Source organism: Streptomyces sp. NPDC025833 (assembly GCF_055558055.1).
In genome coordinates, this window is sequence record NZ_JBVHNF010000007.1 from 36170 (window position 1) to 51313 (window position 15144).

Genomic DNA, 15144 nt, shown 5'->3' on the forward strand with positions numbered 1-15144 from the left:
CGTACGCCCTGTCGCCTTGCGTGTCTGTCGGCCGTCACCGCAGGTGGGAGCAGGTGTGGGTGGTGTGGTCGCGGGGGGTGGAATACCCGGGCAGGGGGGACCGTTGTGGGGGTATAGTTGAACGGTCAACAACCTGGAGGGTGAGCGACCATGCAGTTCGGGATCTTTTCGGTCGGCGACGTCACGCCGGACCCCACCACGGGGCGCACCCCGACCGAGCGCGAGCGGATCAAGGCGATGGTCGCCATCGCCCTGAAGGCGGAGGAGGTCGGCCTGGACGTCTTCGCGACCGGTGAGCACCACAACCCGCCGTTCGTGCCGTCGTCGCCGACCACCATGCTCGGCTACATAGCCGCCCGCACCGAGCGGCTGGTGCTGTCCACCTCCACCACCCTGATCACCACCAACGACCCGGTGAAGATCGCGGAGGACTTCGCGATGCTCCAGCACCTGGCCGACGGGCGCGTCGACCTGATGATGGGCCGCGGCAACACCGGGCCGGTCTACCCGTGGTTCGGCAAGGACATCCGCGAGGGCATCAACCTCGCCGTCGAGAACTACGCCCTGCTGCGCCGCCTGTGGGACGAGGACGTCGTGGACTGGGAGGGCAAGTTCCGCACGCCGTTGCAGGGCTTCACCTCCACGCCCCGCCCGCTGGACGGTGTGCCGCCGTTCGTCTGGCACGGCTCCATCCGCTCCCCGGAGATCGCCGAGCAGGCCGCCTACTACGGCGACGGCTTCTTCCACAACAACATCTTCTGGCCCGCCGAGCACACCAAGCGGATGGTCGAGTTCTACCGGAAGCGGTTCGCGCACTACGGGCACGGAACGCCCGAGCAGGCGATCGTCGGGCTCGGCGGCCAGGTGTTCATGCGGAAGAACTCGCAGGACGCGGTGCGCGAGTTCCGGCCGTACTTCGACAACGCGCCGGTCTACGGCCACGGACCCTCGCTGGAGGACTTCACCGAGCAGACCCCGCTGACGGTGGGCTCCCCGCAGCAGGTGATCGAGCGGACCCTGTCCTTCCGCGAGTACGCCGGCGACTACCAGCGCCAGCTGTTCCTCATGGACCACGCGGGACTGCCGCTCAAGACCGTGCTGGAGCAGCTCGACATGCTCGGCGAGGAGGTCGTGCCGGTGCTGCGCGAGGAGTTCGCCAAGGGGCGCCCGGCGGACGTGCCGGACGCGCCCACCCACCAGTCGCTGCTGACCACCGCACGGAAGGAGACCGCGGCATGAGGCTCGTCGTCGTGTCGGCGGGACTGAGCGTCCCGTCCTCCACCCGGCTGCTGGGCGACCGGCTGGCCGCCGCCGTGCACCGGCAGGCGCCGGTGGACGTCGAGGTGATCGAGCTGCGCGACCTCGCCGTCGAGATCGCGCACGCCTTCACCAACGGGTTCGCCGGGAGGGCGCTGGCCGCCGCCCAGGACGCGGTGACGGCGGCCGACGGGCTGATCGTCGTCACCCCGGTGTTCACCGCGTCGTACAGCGGGCTGTTCAAGTCGTTCTTCGACGTGCTCGACAAGGACGCGCTGGCCGGCAAGCCGGTGCTGATCGCGGCGACCGGCGGGACGGCACGGCACTCGCTGGTGCTGGAGCACGCCCTGCGGCCGCTCTTCGCCTACCTGCGGGCCGTGGTCGTGCCGACCGCCGTGTACGCCGCCTCCGAGGACTGGGGCGCCGAAGGGCTGCCGGAGCGGGTCGAGCGGGCGGCGGGGGAGCTGGCGGCGCTGATGACCGGGCTGTCCGCGGCCCGGCCGGCCGCCGACGACGGCTTCCGGGTCGTGCCCTTCGGGGAGCAGCTCGCCCGGCTCGGCTCCTCCGGTGGCTGAGGGCCGGGCGCGCCCGGGCCGACGGTGAGATCCCGGTAAAAAAGGTGATCGTCGGCCCGGCGGCCCCGGCCGCGCCGCCGGCCGCCTTGGCAGACTGGGAGCGTGTCCCAGACTGTGCTGCTCGCCGAAGACGACCGCGCCATCCGCCATGCCCTGGAGCGTGCCCTGTCGCTGGAGGGCTACGAGGTGACGGCGGTCGCCGACGGCGTGGAGGCCCTGGCGCAGGCCCACCGCAACCCGCCGGACGTCCTCGTCCTCGACGTGATGATGCCGGGCATCGACGGCCTCCAGGTCTGCCGCGTGCTGCGCGCCGAGGGTGACCGGACCCCGATCCTGATGCTCACCGCCCTGGTGGAGACCGCCGACCGCATCGCGGGACTGGACGCGGGCGCCGACGACTACGTGGTCAAGCCGTTCGACGTCGAGGAGGTCTTCGCCCGGCTGCGCGCGCTGCTGCGCCGCACCAGCCCGGCGCCCGCCGCGGGTGCGGGTGCCGAGCCCCCCGTACGGGAGGCGCAGGGCTCCGACCGGCAACTGGAGGCCGCCGGTCTCCGCATGGACCTCCAGGCCCGGCGCGCCTGGCGCGGCCGGCGCGAGCTGGAGCTGACCCGCACCGAGTTCGAGCTGCTGGAACTGCTGGTGCGCAACGCGGGCATCGTCCTCGACCACTCCACGATCTACGACCGGATCTGGGGCTACGACTTCGGCCCCGGCTCCAAGAACCTCGCCGTCTACGTCGGCTACCTGCGCCGCAAACTGGACGAACCCGGCGCCGCCCCGCTGATCCACACCGTGCGGGGCGTGGGTTACGTGCTGCGGGAGGACTGAGTGGGCCGCCGCTGGCGGCTGCCGGTCCGGCCCCGGCCGAAGCTGGTCTCCCTGGTCTCCCTGCGCACGACCTTCGCCGTCTCCTTCGCGGCCGTCACCGCGGCCGTCACGATCCTCGTCGGCATCCTGTCGTACAGCTCCGCCGCCCGGCTCGTCCGCGTCGACCAGCAGTCGGTGTTCACCCAGGTCGTGCAGGACGTACGGGACGAGGTGCGGCAGCACACCATGGGCCCGGAGGACTTCTCCTCCTCCCGCCCCGGGCACGACCTGGTCCGGCCGGCCCGCACGGACGTCCAGGTCCTCGGCGCGCAGGGGCAGATCGTGGACCACGGCAGCCCGGTGCTGCCCGTCACCTCCCGGGACCGGGCGGCGGCCCTCGCTCACCCGGCCGGGAACGTCGTCCGGCACAAGGACGTACGGGTGGACGCGGACCTGTTCCGCATCGCCACCGTCTCGCTCGGCGACGGGCGGGGCGCGGTCCAGGTGGCGCAGGAGTTCAGCGACACCGAGGACCTGCTGCGGGCGCTCCAGCAGCGGACGCTGATCCTGATGGCGGCGGTCGTGGTGGGGGCCGGACTGTTCGGGTGGTGGCTGGCCCGGCGGATCACCCGGCGCCTGGTCGTCCTCACCTCCGCCGCCGAGAACGTCGCCCGCACCCGGCAGCTCGGCGTCCAGGTGCCGGTGGCCGGCCTGGACGAGGTGGGGCGGCTGGGCCGCGCCTTCGACCGGATGCTGGGGCGGCTCGCGCAGTCGGAGGAGGACCAGCGCCGGCTGGTGCAGGACGCGGGCCACGAGCTGCGCACGCCGCTCACCTCGCTGCGCACCAACATCTCCTTGCTGCGCCGGATCGACGAGCTACCGCCCGCCAGCCGGGAGGAACTGGTCGCCGACCTCTCCCAGGAGGCGCGGGAGCTGACCGACCTGGTCAACGAGCTGGTCGACCTCGCCGCCGGCCAGTCCGACGCCGAGCCGCCGCAGCGGGTGGACCTCGCCGACATCGCCGAGGACGTCGTCGGGCTGGCCCGGCGCCGCACCGGCCGGGACGTCCTGCTGCACACCAGCGGTGACACGACGGTCGAGGGGCGGCCCGGGATGCTCCAGCGGGCCCTCTCCAACCTGGTCGAGAACGCGGCCAAGTTCGACCCGGGCGGCGAGGCGGCGATCCTGGTCGGCATCACCGGCCCGGCCCGGCCGGGCGCGGTGCGCGTGGAGGTGCGCGACCGGGGGCCCGGGATCGCCGAGGGCGACCTCGTGCGCATCTTCGACCGCTTCTACCGAGCCGCCGACGCCCGCTCCCAGCCCGGCTCGGGCCTCGGCCTGTCCATCGTGCGCGAGGTGGCCATGGCCCACGGCGGAGCGCCGTTCGCCTACCGGCGCGAGGGCGGCGGCGCGGTCATCGGGTTCACGGTCGGCGGCGGCCCCACCGGGAACGGGCCCGCCTGAGGGACGGGCCCGGTGGGTGGGTACGTGCGTGCCGGGTGCGGGTGCGGGTGCGGGTGCGGCGGGCGGCGGGCGGGTGGTGGCCGGGCGCGGGCCGGCTCGGGTCCGTCCGGGGCGGTTACGGACGGCCCGGCAGGGTGAGGAAGCCCTCCGCGCGGGCGCTCGCCAGGCCGATCCGCGGGATGTCGCTGCTCTTGGCGAACAGCAGGAACCGGGGTTCCCACACCGGGCGGTACTTGGCGTTCGCCCGGTACAGGGACTCGATCTGCCACCAGCGGGAGAAGAAGGTGAGGGTCGAGCGCCACAGGCGCAGCACGGGCCCGGCACCGAGCCGGGCACCGCGCTCGAAGACCGAGCGGAACATCGCGAAGTTGAGGGAGACCCGCTCGACGCCCAGCTCCCCCGCCCCCAGCAGGAGTTCGACCACCATGAACTCCATCAGGCCGTTCTCGCCGTCGCGGTCGCGGCGCATCAGGTCCAGGGAGAGGCCGTGCTCGCCCCAGGGGACGAAGCTGAGCAGGGCCCGCGGTTCGCCGTCCGCGTCCCGGCACTCCAGCATCACGCAGCGGCCGTCGGCGGGATCGCCGAGCCGGCCGAGGGCCATGGAGAACCCCCGTTCGGTGGCGCCGTCGCGCCAGCGGTCGGCACGCTCCACCAGGACGGCCATCTCCTCGGCCGGGATGTCCTCGTGGCGGCGGACGCGGACCGTGTAACCGGCCCGGCGGACCCGGTTGTGGGCCTGGCGGACCACGCGCATGGCCCGGCCGTCGAGGGTGAAGTCGGCGAGGTCGACGATCGCCTCGTCGCCGAGTTCGAGCGCGTCGAGGCCGTGGCGGGCGTAGACGGTGCCGGCTTCCTCGCCGGCCCCCATGACGGCCGGGGTCCAGGCGTGGCGGCGGGCCTCGGCCAGCCAGGCGTCGATGGCGCCGGGCCACGCCTCGGGGTCGCCGATCGGGTCGCCGGAGGCGAGGCTGACCCCGCCGACGACCCGGTAGGCGACGGCGGCCTTGCCGCTCGGGGAGAAGATGGCGGACTTGTCCCGGCGCAGGGCGAAGTAGCCGAGGGAGTCGCGGTCGCCGTGCCGGTCCAGCAGGCCCCGCAGCCGGGCCTCGTCCTCCGCCGCCAGCAGACGGGCGCCGCGGGGGGCGCGGAAGCAGGCGTAGAGGACCAGCAGGAAGGCGGCGGCCGTCAGGACGTTGATGGCCATGTCCGTCCAGCGGGGGGCCTGCACCGCGGCGACGCGGTCGGCGAGCGGTCCGACGCTGATGCCGCGCAGCAGGGTGTACGCGATCTCGTCCGTGAGGGTGGCCCCGGGCACCGTGTTCGTCACGTGTGCCAGCAGCGTGCCGAGGCCGCCGCCGACCAGGGTGCCGCCCGCGCCGACGGCGAGGGCCAGGCGCGGGTTGGAGCGGTCGCCGACGGCGTCGAACTCGCGCCGGCCGGCCAGCAGGGCGGCGACGAACAGGCCGGTGAGCGCGGTGGAGACCCAGTTGAAGGCGTGGGCGCGGTAGGCGGGGTGGGTCAGGGCGAGGACGTAGAGCCCGAACAGGGAGCCGGCGAGCAGGAGGTTGAAGAGCCAGGCGGCGCGTTTGCGGCGGCGCATCACCACCGCGAGGAACAGGGCGAGGGCCGCCGAGCCCAGTCCCGCGGTGGCGAGGTAGGGCGTGAAGAACTCGCCCGCGTTGTGCTCGTGCACCTCCTCGCGGAAGGGGAGCGACAGGACCGCGGCGATGTTCAGTACGGCGAGCAGGCGCAGGTACCAGACGGTCGCCGCGGCGGCGCGGACGCGCAGCCGGTCGTCGCCCGGCGCGGAGCGGAAGGGGGCCGAGAGGAGGCGCACGACGCGCCTCGGGGTACGGGGAGCGGCGGCCCGCGGCGGGGCCGGGGTCGTCTGCGGTGCGGGCATGGGTCACCCTCGGGGACGGGGACGGTGCGGCCTCGACCCTACAGCCTGTAGGGGTACCGGTGCCGACGCGCGGGTGTACGGGAGCCGCACAGCCGGGGCACGGCCCCCCTGGGTCTCCGGGTGCCCGCCGGCCCGCGGGGAGCCGTGGGGTGGGGCGTGGGGCGTCGGGGGACCCGGTCCGCCCGCCCGCCCGCCTCAGCCGCCCTCCCGCCTGCCTCAGCCGCCCGCGTCGCGCCGCCGCGCCGCGGCCAGCAGCCAGGCCAGGTCGCCGAGCGCCGCGCCCGCGGCCACCGTGGCGACGATCACCCCGCCGGTCGCGAGACCGTCGCTGAACAGGTGCGGCCGCCGGTCCAGGCTGTGCAGGCCGAAGCCGCACAGCTCGTACACGCCGACGGCGGCGACGGCGAGGCTGACGACCAGTACGGCCAGCGTCGGCGCGAGACCGCGCGCGCAGATCTCGGCGCCGGGCGCCGCTTCGGTGGTGTCCTGCATGATTCCCCCGTCGAACAGGCGTGACAACAGCCCGGTCGGGGCTGGCGGTTGGGAACCTACAATACGTAGGGTCGGCTAGGGTCGACGCCGTGCGGATCTACCTGAGCGTGGACATGGAAGGTGTCACCGGGCTCGTGGACGCGGCGGACGTCCAGCCGGGCGGCCGGGACTACGAGCGGGGCCGCGCCATGATGGCCGAGGACGTGAACGCCGCCGTACGGGGCGCGCTGGCGGCCGGCGCGGCGGACGTCCTCGTCAACGACGCGCACGGGCCGATGCGCAACCTGCTGCCCGAGGCGCTGCACCCGGCCGTCCGCCTGGTGCGCGGCAGCCCCAAGCGGATGGGCATGCTGGAGGGTCTGACCGGCGAGTACGACGCGGTCCTGTGCGTCGGCTACCACTCCCGGGCCGGTGCGCCGGGCGTGCTCAGCCACAGCTTCATGGGCCACGAGATCGAGGACATGTGGCTGGACGGCCGTCCGGTCGGTGAGATCGGGCTCGCCCACGCGACGGCGGCGGCCCTCGGCGTGCCCGTCGTGGCCCTCACGGGTGACGACGCGGCGTGCGCGGAGATGACGGAGTGGGACGCGTCGGTCGCCACCGTCCCGGTGAAGTACGCCCACGGCCGGTTCGCGGCCGAGCTGCGGCCGGTGGCGCAGGCGCGCGGGGCCATCGAGGACGGGGTCGAGTCGGCCCTGCGCCGCGCACCGCGCCGCCCCGAGGGCTCCGCCGCCGAGGCCACCCTGGCCGTCCGCTGGCAGTCCGCCTCGGTCGCCACCATCCTCCTCGGGCTGCCCGGGGTGACGGCCGACGACAGCCGCACGATCCGCGCGACCGGCCGGCTCCCCGCGCTCTACCGGCAGTTCGGGGTCTGGATGCGGGTGGCCGCCTCGCTCACCGGCCAGGCGCCGTACTGCTGACGGCGGTCGGACGAAGCCGCGCCTGCGCTTGCCGGAGCCGTTCCCGCCGGTGGGGGTTCGTGGACGGAGTGGCGCGGCCGTGTGCGAGCGGTGGGCGCGGTCGCGACGGGACTGACCGGCGGCTCACCGCGCCCTTTCCCGCAGGAAGACCGCGCTGCCGAGAGTGCCCAGGAGCACGAGCGCCGCGTTCAGCGCGATGGCGGTCTTCAGCCCGCCGAGGACGGCCAGGGCGCCCGTGCCCGACATGGCCGCGGTGGCGACGGCGCTCATCACCGGGGTGCCCATGGTGATGCCGATCTGCTGGGTCATCGTCGCGAGACCGGTGGCCAGGCCCTGCTCGTGGTCGGCGAGCCCGGAGGTGGCGGTCACCATGAAGCCGACGATGACCAGCATGTTGCCCACCCCGCCCGCGAAGGTCGCGGCCAGCAGCAGCCAGAGCGAGGAGCGGTCGGCACCCAGCCCGAGCAGCGCCGCCGTGAACAGGGCCTGGACCAGACCGCCGGCCAGCAGCGTCCGGGTGGCGCCGAACCGGCCGATCCAGCGCGGGGCGAGGGCTCCGCCGGCGACGGTCCCCGCGCCGAGCACGCCGAACGACAGCCCGGCGGCCAGCGGGGAGAAGCCGAGCACCTCCTGGAGGTAGAGGGTCAGCAGGAACACCAGCGACGTCTCGGTGAGGAACGCGAGCAGCCCGGCCACGTTGCCCCACGCCACCGACCGCCTGCCCAGCACGTGCGGCGGCACCAGCGGCGCGGACACCCGGCGCTCGACGGCCGCGAACAGGAGCAGCAGCACCGCACCGGCCGCCAGCGGCAGCAGGCTCCCCGGCGCGCCCCAGCCGAGCTCGCCGGCCCGGGTCAGGCCCAGGACGACGGCCAGCAGCCCGAGCGTGACCGTGACGGCGCCCGGCACGTCCAGCCTCGGCCGTTCGGCGGGCCGGGACTCGGCGACGACCGCGGGCGCCACCAGCAGCACGGCGAGCGCCACCGGGACGTTGACGAAGAACGCCCAGCGCCAGGACAGCAGGTCGGTCAGCAGGCCGCCGAGGATCGCGCCCGTGGTGAAGCCGGCCGACATCAGCGCCCCGTTGAGGCCGAGCGCCTTCTCCCGCAGCGGCCCCTCCGGGAAGGACGTCGTCAGCAGCGAGAGCCCGGCCGGGGTCACCGCGGCGGTGGCCAGCCCCTGGAACACCCGGGCCACGATGAGCACGTCGGGGCTCTGCGCCAGGCCGCCCGCCAGCGAGGCCGCGGCGAGGACGACGAGGCCGCCGAGGAACACCCGGCGGCGGCCGAAGAGATCGGCGACCCGCCCGAACAGCAGGGTGAACCCGGCCGCGCACAGGGCGAACGCCGTGCCGATCCACTGGAGGCCGCCGAGCGGGAAGCCCAGACCGGCGCCGATCACCGGCAGGGCGACGTTCAGGATGGAGAAGTCCACGGCCAGCATGAACTGGGCCGCGAGCAGCAGCACCAGCACCAGCCGGAGCCGGGGGGTCAGGACGGCGGGTGCACCGGCCGGCCGGGTCGTCGTGACGGACATGGCGAGGTGGTCCCTTCTGGAGGGGGTGACGGAGGTGGGGAGGCGAAGTCGCCGGGAACGACACTCGTCCGGTTCCGCCGCGCCGGCCAGCACCCCCCGGTGACCGGTCGGCGCGAGGGTGGTCATCGCAGGACCACCCTCGGGACTCCCGGGCGGCACGGTCCGCGGGGCAGGATGGACGGCGACCGCCCCGACGCCCCCCGGAGGCACCCGTGGACGCCCCGTCCGAGCTGGGAGATTTCCTCAAGTCCCGCCGCGCCGCCGTACGGCCGCAGGACGTCGGCCTCACGAACGCGCCGGAACGGCGCCGGGTGGCCGGGCTGCGCCGCGAGGAGCTGGCCTCGCTCGCCGGCGTCAGCATCACCCACTACACCCGCCTCGAACAGGGCCGCGCGGCCGGGGTCTCCGACTCCGTGCTGGACGCGATCGCCCGCACCCTCGGGCTCACCGGGGACGAGACCGCCCACCTCAAGGACCTGGCCCGCCCCGCCGTCAGGCGCCGCCCGGCCGCGTCCCGCGCCGAGCACGCGACCGCCTCGGTCCGGCAGTTGCTGGCGGCCATGACGGACGTACCCGCGCTCGTCCTGGACCGGCGGAACGACGTCCTGGCCTGGAACCCGCTCGGCCACGCCCTGCTCGCCGGCCACCTGCCCGCTCAGGCGCCGCGGACCCCGGCGGACCGGCCGAACTTGGTCCGGATGCTGTTCCTGGACGAGCGGTACCGGGAGCGGTACACCGACTGGGCCGAGGAGGCGCACCTCGCGGTCGCCTCCCTGCGCCTGGTGGCCGGCCGGCACTCCGACGACCGCGCGCTGGCCGAGCTGATCGGCCGGCTGTCCATCCAGAGCGACGAGTTCACCGCGCTGTGGGCCCGCCACCCGGTCCGCACCTGCGCCTCGGGACGCAAGTCGCTGCGCCACCCGGCCGTGGGCACCCTGGAGCTGAGCTTCGAGAACCTCAGCCTGCCGGGCTCCGCGGGCCAGCGGCTCATCGCCTACACGGCCGAACCCGGCACCCCGTCCGACGCGGCCCTGCGCCTGCTGTCCGCCACGGCGGCCCCCACCGGACCTAGCCTGCCCACGCCCCTCGACGCCCCCTGACGGCCCCGCCCGCCACCGGGCCGCTGACTTCCCTTCCGGGCCGGGGTGTCGGCCCGCCGGTCCGGTGGGAACGGACGCCGAGCCCGGTCCGAACATCGGGCCGAACGCCCGTCCGGGGCTCAGGCGTTCGGCGGCCGTACCCCGAGGACGTCCAGCATGGCGCGGGTGGCCTGGCCGGGGTTGAAACGGCTCCAGACCAGATACTCGGTGCGCCGCGGGCCGTCGGTCACCGGGACCAGCGCCAGCCCGGGGTCCGCGGCGGCCAGCGGCCGGATGAACGCCGAGGGCAGCAGCGCGACCCCGAGGCCGCGCGCGATCAGCCGGATGATCAGCTCGGCCACACCGGCCTCGTACGCGACGTCGCGGGCCAGGCCCGCCGCGGCGAACGCCCGGTCCGACTGGGCCCGGCCGGGCGTTCCCGCCACGAAGTCCACGAACGTCTCGCCGGTGATCTCCCGCAGCGTCACCCGGGGCGCCCCGGCCAGCCGGTGCCCGGCCGCCACCGCCAGCACGTGCTCGTCGTCGTCGAGGACCACGCTCTCCACCCCCGAGGGCCGCTCGCCCTCCGGCAGCCCGAGGAAGGCGATGTCCAGTTCGCCGTCCCGGACCGCCGCCGCCAGATCGTCGCTGCGCCCGGACCGCAGCCGCACCCGCACCTCCGGGTACCGGGCGCGGTAGCGCTGGAGCAGCTCCGGTACGTCCACGGCGGCGGAGGTCACGATCACGCCGACGGCGAGCCGGCCGCGGACCACGCCGGCCGCCGCCGAGGCGTCCGCCACCGCCCGGTCCGCCGCGGCCAGGCACTCCCGCGCGCTCGCCACGAACGCCGTCCCGGCGCCGGTCGGTTCGACGCGCCGGCTGGACCGCGCGAACAGCCGTACCCCCAACTCCCGTTCCAGGGCGGCGATCCGGTGACTGAGGGAGGACTGCACCACACCGCAGCGCTCGGCGGCCCGCGTGAAGTTGCGGGCCTCGGCGACGGCGACGACGTACCGCAATTGCTGGAGATCCACGGCACCATGCTTGCCGTTCATCGCTGCCATGGCAACCATGCTTTGGTTTCATCGCCGGGCCGCTCCAGACTTCCCGGCATGTCCTCCACCACCCCGGCCGGCCGGCCACCGGACCCACCGCGCGCGCCCTCCGCGCGCCGGGCCGCCACCGTCGCCCTGACCGCGCTCGCCCCCGCCGCCTGGGGCACGACCTACATCGTCACCACCGACCTGCTGCCCCCCGGCCACCCGCTGTTCGCCGGCCTCACGCGCGCGCTGCCCGCCGGACTGCTCGGCCTGGCCCTCACCCGGGTGCTTCCGCGCGGGGACTGGTGGTGGAAGACGGCGGTCCTCGGCGCACTCAACATCGGCGCCCTGTTCCCCCTCCTCTTCCTGGCCGCCGAACGCCTCCCCGGCGGTGTCGCGGCCACCCTGGGCGCCACCCAGCCCCTGCTGGTCGCCGCCCTGGCCATCCCGGTGCTTTACGACCGGCCCTCCGCCCGGCGCTGGACCTGGGGCGTGCTCGGCGTGGCCGGTGTCGCACTCGTCGTCCTCGGCCCGCAGGCCCGCCTGGACGCCGTCGGCATCTGCGCCGGCCTCGGCGGTACGGCGGCCATGGCCGTCGGCGTCGTCCTCACCAAGCGCTGGGGCCGGCCGGCGGGCGCGGGCCCGCTCACCCTGGCCGCCTGGCAGCTCACCGCGGGCGGACTGCTCCTGCTGCCGACGACCCTGGTGGCCGAAGGGCTGCCGCCCCGCGTCGACGCCGGTGCGGTCGGCGGCTACCTGTGGCTCGGGAGCATGGGCGGTCTGATCGCGTACACGCTCTGGTTCCGTGGCATCGCGGCCCTCCCGGTCGGCGCCTCGGCTCCCCTCGTCCTGCTGTCCCCGCTGGTCGCCACGGTCATCGGCACGGCCACGGGCGAATCCCTGAGCCTGTTCCAGACGCTCGGCTTCGTCCTCGCCCTGGCGGCGATGCTGGCGGCCCAGCCCGGCCCGCCGAGAACCCCGACCGCCCCGCCCGGGGCCCCGTCCAGCACACCGAAGACCACGGCGAAGGAGTCGGCACGATGACGAACGGCATGACGATCGCGGTACTCGGCGCCACCGGAACGGTGGGCGGCCGGGTCGTCGAGGAGGCCGCGGCGCGTGGGCACCGGGTCCTGGCCCTGTCCCGCAGGCCGGCCGGCGAGAGCCCGCGCGTGGTCCCGGTCTCCGTGGACGCGCACGACCCCGGGGCCGTCCGCGAGGCGTTGTCGGCCACCGCGCCGCAGGCGGTCGTACTGGCCGTGCGCACCCACCCCGTGGACGAGGAGTTCCTGCTCGGCACCACCCGCACCGTCCTGGACACCGCGGCGCACCTCGGCAGCCGCGTCCTGGTGGTGGGCGGCGCCGGTGCCCTGCGCAGTCCCGGCACCGACGGGCTCCTGGTGGCCGACGACCCCGCCCACGTACCACCGCGGTGGCGCCCGGTCGCCGCGGCGGGCGTGGCCCAACTCCGGCTCTGCCAGGCGCATCCCCACACCGACTGGGTCTACCTGAGCCCCCCGGCGCTGCTCGAACCCGGCCCGCGCACCGCCCGCTACCGGCGCGGCACCGACACCCTGCTCACCACGGCCGCCGGCCGGTCGTGGATCAGCGTGCCGGACCTGGCCGTGGCCGCCCTGGACGAACTGGAGAACCCGGGCCCCGACCACCACATCACGGTGGTCCACACCGACACACCCTGACCCGGACCGACCTAGCGTCTGCGGCTTACGGCCACGGATGAAGCGAGCGCCGCCGCATGCTTCGCCATCCCCGACTTCCAGGGCGTCGGGTCCGCTTCGGCGATCTCCCGCCACAGTGCCGCCGTGGCTGAGCCGAACGCCGCGAGTGCCTCGGCCTTTGCGTCCCGCCAGGACGGGAACCGACGTGCGAAGGCGAGGGCCTCCTTCACGGAATGGCCGGCGTCCATGAGCCGGAGGGCAAGCGCGCCGGGATCGATCCAGGCCGCTCCTCGCGTCGGCCAGGCCCAGTCGATGATACGTGCGCGGGCACCGGTGATCAGGACGTTGTCGGGGGCGAAGTCGGTGTGCAGGAGAGTGCCGCCCTCGAAGTAGTGCAGCGAACCCGGCGGCGCGTAGTCCGCCCACCGGTCGACGGCGTCCTTGATCTCGACGTCCGCGGGTGCGGTGACGCCCTGCAGTTCGACGAGTGCGGTTTCCACGAGCGGCAGGTCGGGCGAGCCGGGCGTGTAGTCGGCGTGGCGGCCGTCGATCACCTCGTAGCCGAGCAGACTCCAGCCGCCGGACTCCAGGTGCCAGTACAGGCGTGGGCAGGCCGCAGGAAGATGCGGGGCGATCTCCGCCTCGCGGCGCTGTGCACCGACCTGGGGGTGGCCGACCGGGATGCCCTTCACGAAGACCCTGCCGCTTTCGGTCTCCAGGACGGAGGCGATGCCGGAGTTCATGCCGCCCTGCACAGTCACCGCCTGGTGGACGGCGCCGGTTTTGTCGGCGATGGCCCGGCGGATGCCGGTGGGAAGCCGCTCGAAGGGGATGCGGGACATGGACACGCGCGGATCCTCAGGAGTGCTCGGGTAAAGGAAATGCCGCCCCGGCCAGGGTACGGCCGGGACGGCACTGAGGGCGCGGGCGGTGCGGGCGCCACCCGTGGCGGATCTAGTACGGCTGGTCGTCACCGGCCGAGCAACTGCACTCGGCCCCCTCGGCGGCCTCATCCAGGTCGGCGATGATCTGGAACTCGTCGTCCTTGATCGACGCGGCGATCAGCGGCACCGGCAGGGCGCTGGTCGGGGTGTCCGCCGGGCGCCGGGCGATGGTGAGCATGACCGGTTCGCGGGGCGGGTTCAGGATTGCGGTGGGCGGAGTCATGATCCGTAACCTCCATGCTGGCAGTAGAGCTCTCGTCGGTCCCCCGCCTCCTGGTAAAGCCTGGCCAGCGGTCGGCACGTGCGACACGTGCCGACCTTCGTGCAGCCGGAGCATCCACCGGTGCGGAGCTGTAGGGACTCGGCGATCGCGCCGAGCCGGGGGAGGGCTTCGACGCCCTCGGCGATGAGGTTCACGCTCGGGTCCCGGCCGACCTTGCAGACAGACGCGATGCCGTGCGGGTTGACGTGGAAGAACGTGTGGCCGGCGTTGCAGCCGGTGAAGACGCTGCGTGCTTTGAGATGGCCCAGTGCCTGTGTCGCCAACGGGTTCCCCGCGCCATCGATCGTGGGCGACATGTTCGTGAAGACCTGGTGCGGGAAGCCGTACGACCTCGCGAGGCCCACCATCGCGTCCGTCTCGTGCACATTGCCGTCCGAGACGATCACGTTCAGGCGGACCGGCAGCCTGTCCTCGCGGGCGGCGTCCAGGCCCATCAGGAACCGGCCGAACGCCCCGCGGTTCCGTGTCACCTTGTCGTACGTCTCGGCGGTGGCGCCGTAGACGCTCAGGGTCAGCCGGTATGGCCGGTGGCGGGCGAACAGGTCCCGGATCGGCTGCTTGCGCAGCGAGGAGCCGTTGGACGAGACCTGGACCATCATCCCGAGCTGGTGGGCGTACTCGTACGCTGCGCCGAACTCGCGGTCGATCAGCGCCTCACCGCCGGTGATCTGCAACCACAGGACACCGGCGTCCCTCAGTGTCTGCAGCAGTACCTGCTTACCAGCCCAGTCCAGGCCCTCGAACCGCTTCTCCCCGAGGTAGCAGAACTCGCAGTCGTAGTCACAGCCGAGGTTGATCTCCCATGACGCCTTGCCGTACCCGTACCCGGATCGCTCACGGACGAGGACGACGTCGCCGACCGGTGACGCGGGCAACTTGGTCCCCCACGCTTCCCTCGCCGCCTCAGCCAGCCAGTCCGGAACGGATCGGCTCTCCACTCCCGCTGCCCGCAGCTCTTCGTAGCGGGCTTCCGGGATACGCACGCCGGCCGCCCGGCCGGGCTGGACGAGGAGATACTGGGCGAGAAACGGACTGGCCACGAGCCGCGGAGCTGTTCTGGCCCGTGGATTCCGGGTGCCGGCGTTCGTGTCGATCATGGAACCTCCACGGGTCATATGCGAGAAGTCGGTCGGGCCTGGTGGCGGCCGCCGACCGGACCGGGGGA

At 74.2% G+C, this 15144-nt stretch carries 15 protein-coding genes; 8 read left to right on the plus strand and 7 right to left on the minus strand.

Going from position 1 to position 15144, the window contains the following annotated elements:
• Positions 1-150: 150 nt before the first annotated feature.
• The 4 genes from ACZ4K2_RS13530 (at position 151) to ACZ4K2_RS13545 (ending at position 4103) form a co-directional block, all read left to right on the plus strand.
• On the plus strand, positions 151-1239 hold the full coding sequence (locus ACZ4K2_RS13530; RefSeq protein ID WP_467476672.1) for an LLM class flavin-dependent oxidoreductase: 1089 nt from the start codon (positions 151-153) through the stop codon (positions 1237-1239).
• Positions 1236-1832: an FMN reductase gene (locus tag ACZ4K2_RS13535; RefSeq protein ID WP_467476674.1), complete on the plus strand. Its 597-nt coding sequence runs from the start codon at positions 1236-1238 to the stop codon at positions 1830-1832. Before ACZ4K2_RS13530 ends, ACZ4K2_RS13535 begins: the two co-directional genes overlap by 4 nt.
• A gap of 114 nt (positions 1833-1946) precedes the next feature.
• Positions 1947-2660, plus strand: a complete 714-nt coding sequence (locus ACZ4K2_RS13540) for a response regulator transcription factor (protein WP_467477011.1) — start codon at positions 1947-1949, stop codon at positions 2658-2660.
• Positions 2661-4103 carry a sensor histidine kinase gene (locus tag ACZ4K2_RS13545; protein WP_467476676.1) on the plus strand — a complete coding sequence of 481 codons (1443 nt, stop codon included), beginning with the start codon at positions 2661-2663 and terminating at the stop codon, positions 4101-4103.
• Between the two features lie 115 nt (positions 4104-4218).
• On the opposite strand, the gene ACZ4K2_RS13550 is transcribed toward ACZ4K2_RS13545, so the two are convergent.
• Together ACZ4K2_RS13550 and ACZ4K2_RS13555 are read right to left on the minus strand one after the other, a co-directional pair.
• A complete protein-coding gene (locus tag ACZ4K2_RS13550; RefSeq protein ID WP_467476678.1) occupies positions 4219-6006 on the minus strand; it encodes a phosphatidylglycerol lysyltransferase domain-containing protein in 1788 nt (595 codons plus the stop codon).
• A 216-nt stretch (positions 6007-6222) separates the two neighbouring features.
• The gene (locus ACZ4K2_RS13555; RefSeq protein WP_467476681.1) at positions 6223-6498 is read right to left on the minus strand and encodes a hypothetical protein; all 276 of its coding nucleotides are present in this window, start codon (positions 6496-6498) and stop codon (positions 6223-6225) included.
• 89 nt (positions 6499-6587) lie between these two features.
• Here ACZ4K2_RS13555 and ACZ4K2_RS13560 point away from each other — a divergent pair, with 89 nt between their 5' ends.
• The gene (locus ACZ4K2_RS13560) at positions 6588-7418 is read left to right on the plus strand and encodes a M55 family metallopeptidase (protein ID WP_467476684.1); all 831 of its coding nucleotides are present in this window, start codon (positions 6588-6590) and stop codon (positions 7416-7418) included.
• A gap of 123 nt (positions 7419-7541) precedes the next feature.
• On the opposite strand, the gene ACZ4K2_RS13565 is transcribed toward ACZ4K2_RS13560, so the two are convergent.
• Complete coding sequence (locus tag ACZ4K2_RS13565) at positions 7542-8954, minus strand: MFS transporter (protein ID WP_467476685.1); 1413 nt, start codon at positions 8952-8954, stop codon at positions 7542-7544.
• 212 nt (positions 8955-9166) lie between these two features.
• Between ACZ4K2_RS13565 and ACZ4K2_RS13570 the strand changes: the two genes are divergently transcribed.
• Positions 9167-10054 (plus strand): helix-turn-helix transcriptional regulator, encoded by an 888-nt coding sequence (locus ACZ4K2_RS13570; protein WP_467476687.1) that lies wholly within the window; start codon positions 9167-9169, stop codon positions 10052-10054.
• A 119-nt stretch (positions 10055-10173) separates the two neighbouring features.
• On the opposite strand, the gene ACZ4K2_RS13575 is transcribed toward ACZ4K2_RS13570, so the two are convergent.
• Entirely contained in the window at positions 10174-11106 is a 933-nt protein-coding gene (locus ACZ4K2_RS13575) for a LysR family transcriptional regulator (protein WP_467476690.1), read from the minus strand.
• A gap of 39 nt (positions 11107-11145) precedes the next feature.
• Here ACZ4K2_RS13575 and ACZ4K2_RS13580 point away from each other — a divergent pair, with 39 nt between their 5' ends.
• Both ACZ4K2_RS13580 and ACZ4K2_RS13585 read left to right on the plus strand, forming a co-directional pair.
• The gene (locus tag ACZ4K2_RS13580) at positions 11146-12117 is read left to right on the plus strand and encodes an EamA family transporter (protein WP_467476693.1); all 972 of its coding nucleotides are present in this window, start codon (positions 11146-11148) and stop codon (positions 12115-12117) included.
• Positions 12114-12773, plus strand: a complete 660-nt coding sequence (locus ACZ4K2_RS13585) for an NAD(P)-dependent oxidoreductase (protein WP_467476695.1) — start codon at positions 12114-12116, stop codon at positions 12771-12773. Before ACZ4K2_RS13580 ends, ACZ4K2_RS13585 begins: the two co-directional genes overlap by 4 nt.
• 11 nt (positions 12774-12784) lie before the next feature.
• On the opposite strand, the gene ACZ4K2_RS13590 is transcribed toward ACZ4K2_RS13585, so the two are convergent.
• The 3 genes from ACZ4K2_RS13590 to ACZ4K2_RS13600 all read right to left on the minus strand — a co-directional run bounded on the left by ACZ4K2_RS13590 (position 12785) and on the right by ACZ4K2_RS13600 (position 15076).
• Positions 12785-13594: a phosphotransferase family protein gene (locus ACZ4K2_RS13590; RefSeq protein ID WP_467477014.1), complete on the minus strand. Its 810-nt coding sequence runs from the start codon at positions 13592-13594 to the stop codon at positions 12785-12787.
• Positions 13595-13706: 112 nt separating this feature from the next.
• Positions 13707-13919 carry a hypothetical protein gene (locus ACZ4K2_RS13595; protein ID WP_467476697.1) on the minus strand — a complete coding sequence of 71 codons (213 nt, stop codon included), beginning with the start codon at positions 13917-13919 and terminating at the stop codon, positions 13707-13709.
• Positions 13916-15076, minus strand: coding sequence for a radical SAM protein (locus ACZ4K2_RS13600; protein WP_467476699.1), 1161 nt, complete (start codon positions 15074-15076; stop codon positions 13916-13918). The genes ACZ4K2_RS13595 and ACZ4K2_RS13600 overlap by 4 nt, the downstream gene beginning before the upstream one ends.
• Positions 15077-15144 lie beyond the last annotated feature (68 nt).

Excerpts from the sequence above, each read along its gene's own strand:
- ACZ4K2_RS13590 (WP_467477014.1), bottom strand. The coding sequence starts at position 13,594 with ATGTCCCGCATCCCCTTCGAGCGGCTTCCCACCGGCATCCGCCGGGCC.
- ACZ4K2_RS13575 (WP_467476690.1), bottom strand. The coding sequence starts at position 11,106 with ATGGTTGCCATGGCAGCGATGAACGGCAAGCATGGTGCCGTGGATCTC.
- ACZ4K2_RS13580 (WP_467476693.1), top strand. The coding sequence starts at position 11,146 with ATGTCCTCCACCACCCCGGCCGGCCGGCCACCGGACCCACCGCGCGCG.
- ACZ4K2_RS13530 (WP_467476672.1), top strand. The coding sequence starts at position 151 with ATGCAGTTCGGGATCTTTTCGGTCGGCGACGTCACGCCGGACCCCACC.
- ACZ4K2_RS13595 (WP_467476697.1), bottom strand. The coding sequence starts at position 13,919 with ATGACTCCGCCCACCGCAATCCTGAACCCGCCCCGCGAACCGGTCATG.
- ACZ4K2_RS13550 (WP_467476678.1), bottom strand. The coding sequence starts at position 6,006 with ATGCCCGCACCGCAGACGACCCCGGCCCCGCCGCGGGCCGCCGCTCCC.
- ACZ4K2_RS13555 (WP_467476681.1), bottom strand. The coding sequence starts at position 6,498 with ATGCAGGACACCACCGAAGCGGCGCCCGGCGCCGAGATCTGCGCGCGC.
- ACZ4K2_RS13535 (WP_467476674.1), top strand. The coding sequence starts at position 1,236 with ATGAGGCTCGTCGTCGTGTCGGCGGGACTGAGCGTCCCGTCCTCCACC.
- ACZ4K2_RS13600 (WP_467476699.1), bottom strand. The coding sequence starts at position 15,076 with ATGATCGACACGAACGCCGGCACCCGGAATCCACGGGCCAGAACAGCT.
- ACZ4K2_RS13565 (WP_467476685.1), bottom strand. The coding sequence starts at position 8,954 with ATGTCCGTCACGACGACCCGGCCGGCCGGTGCACCCGCCGTCCTGACC.
- ACZ4K2_RS13585 (WP_467476695.1), top strand. The coding sequence starts at position 12,114 with ATGACGAACGGCATGACGATCGCGGTACTCGGCGCCACCGGAACGGTG.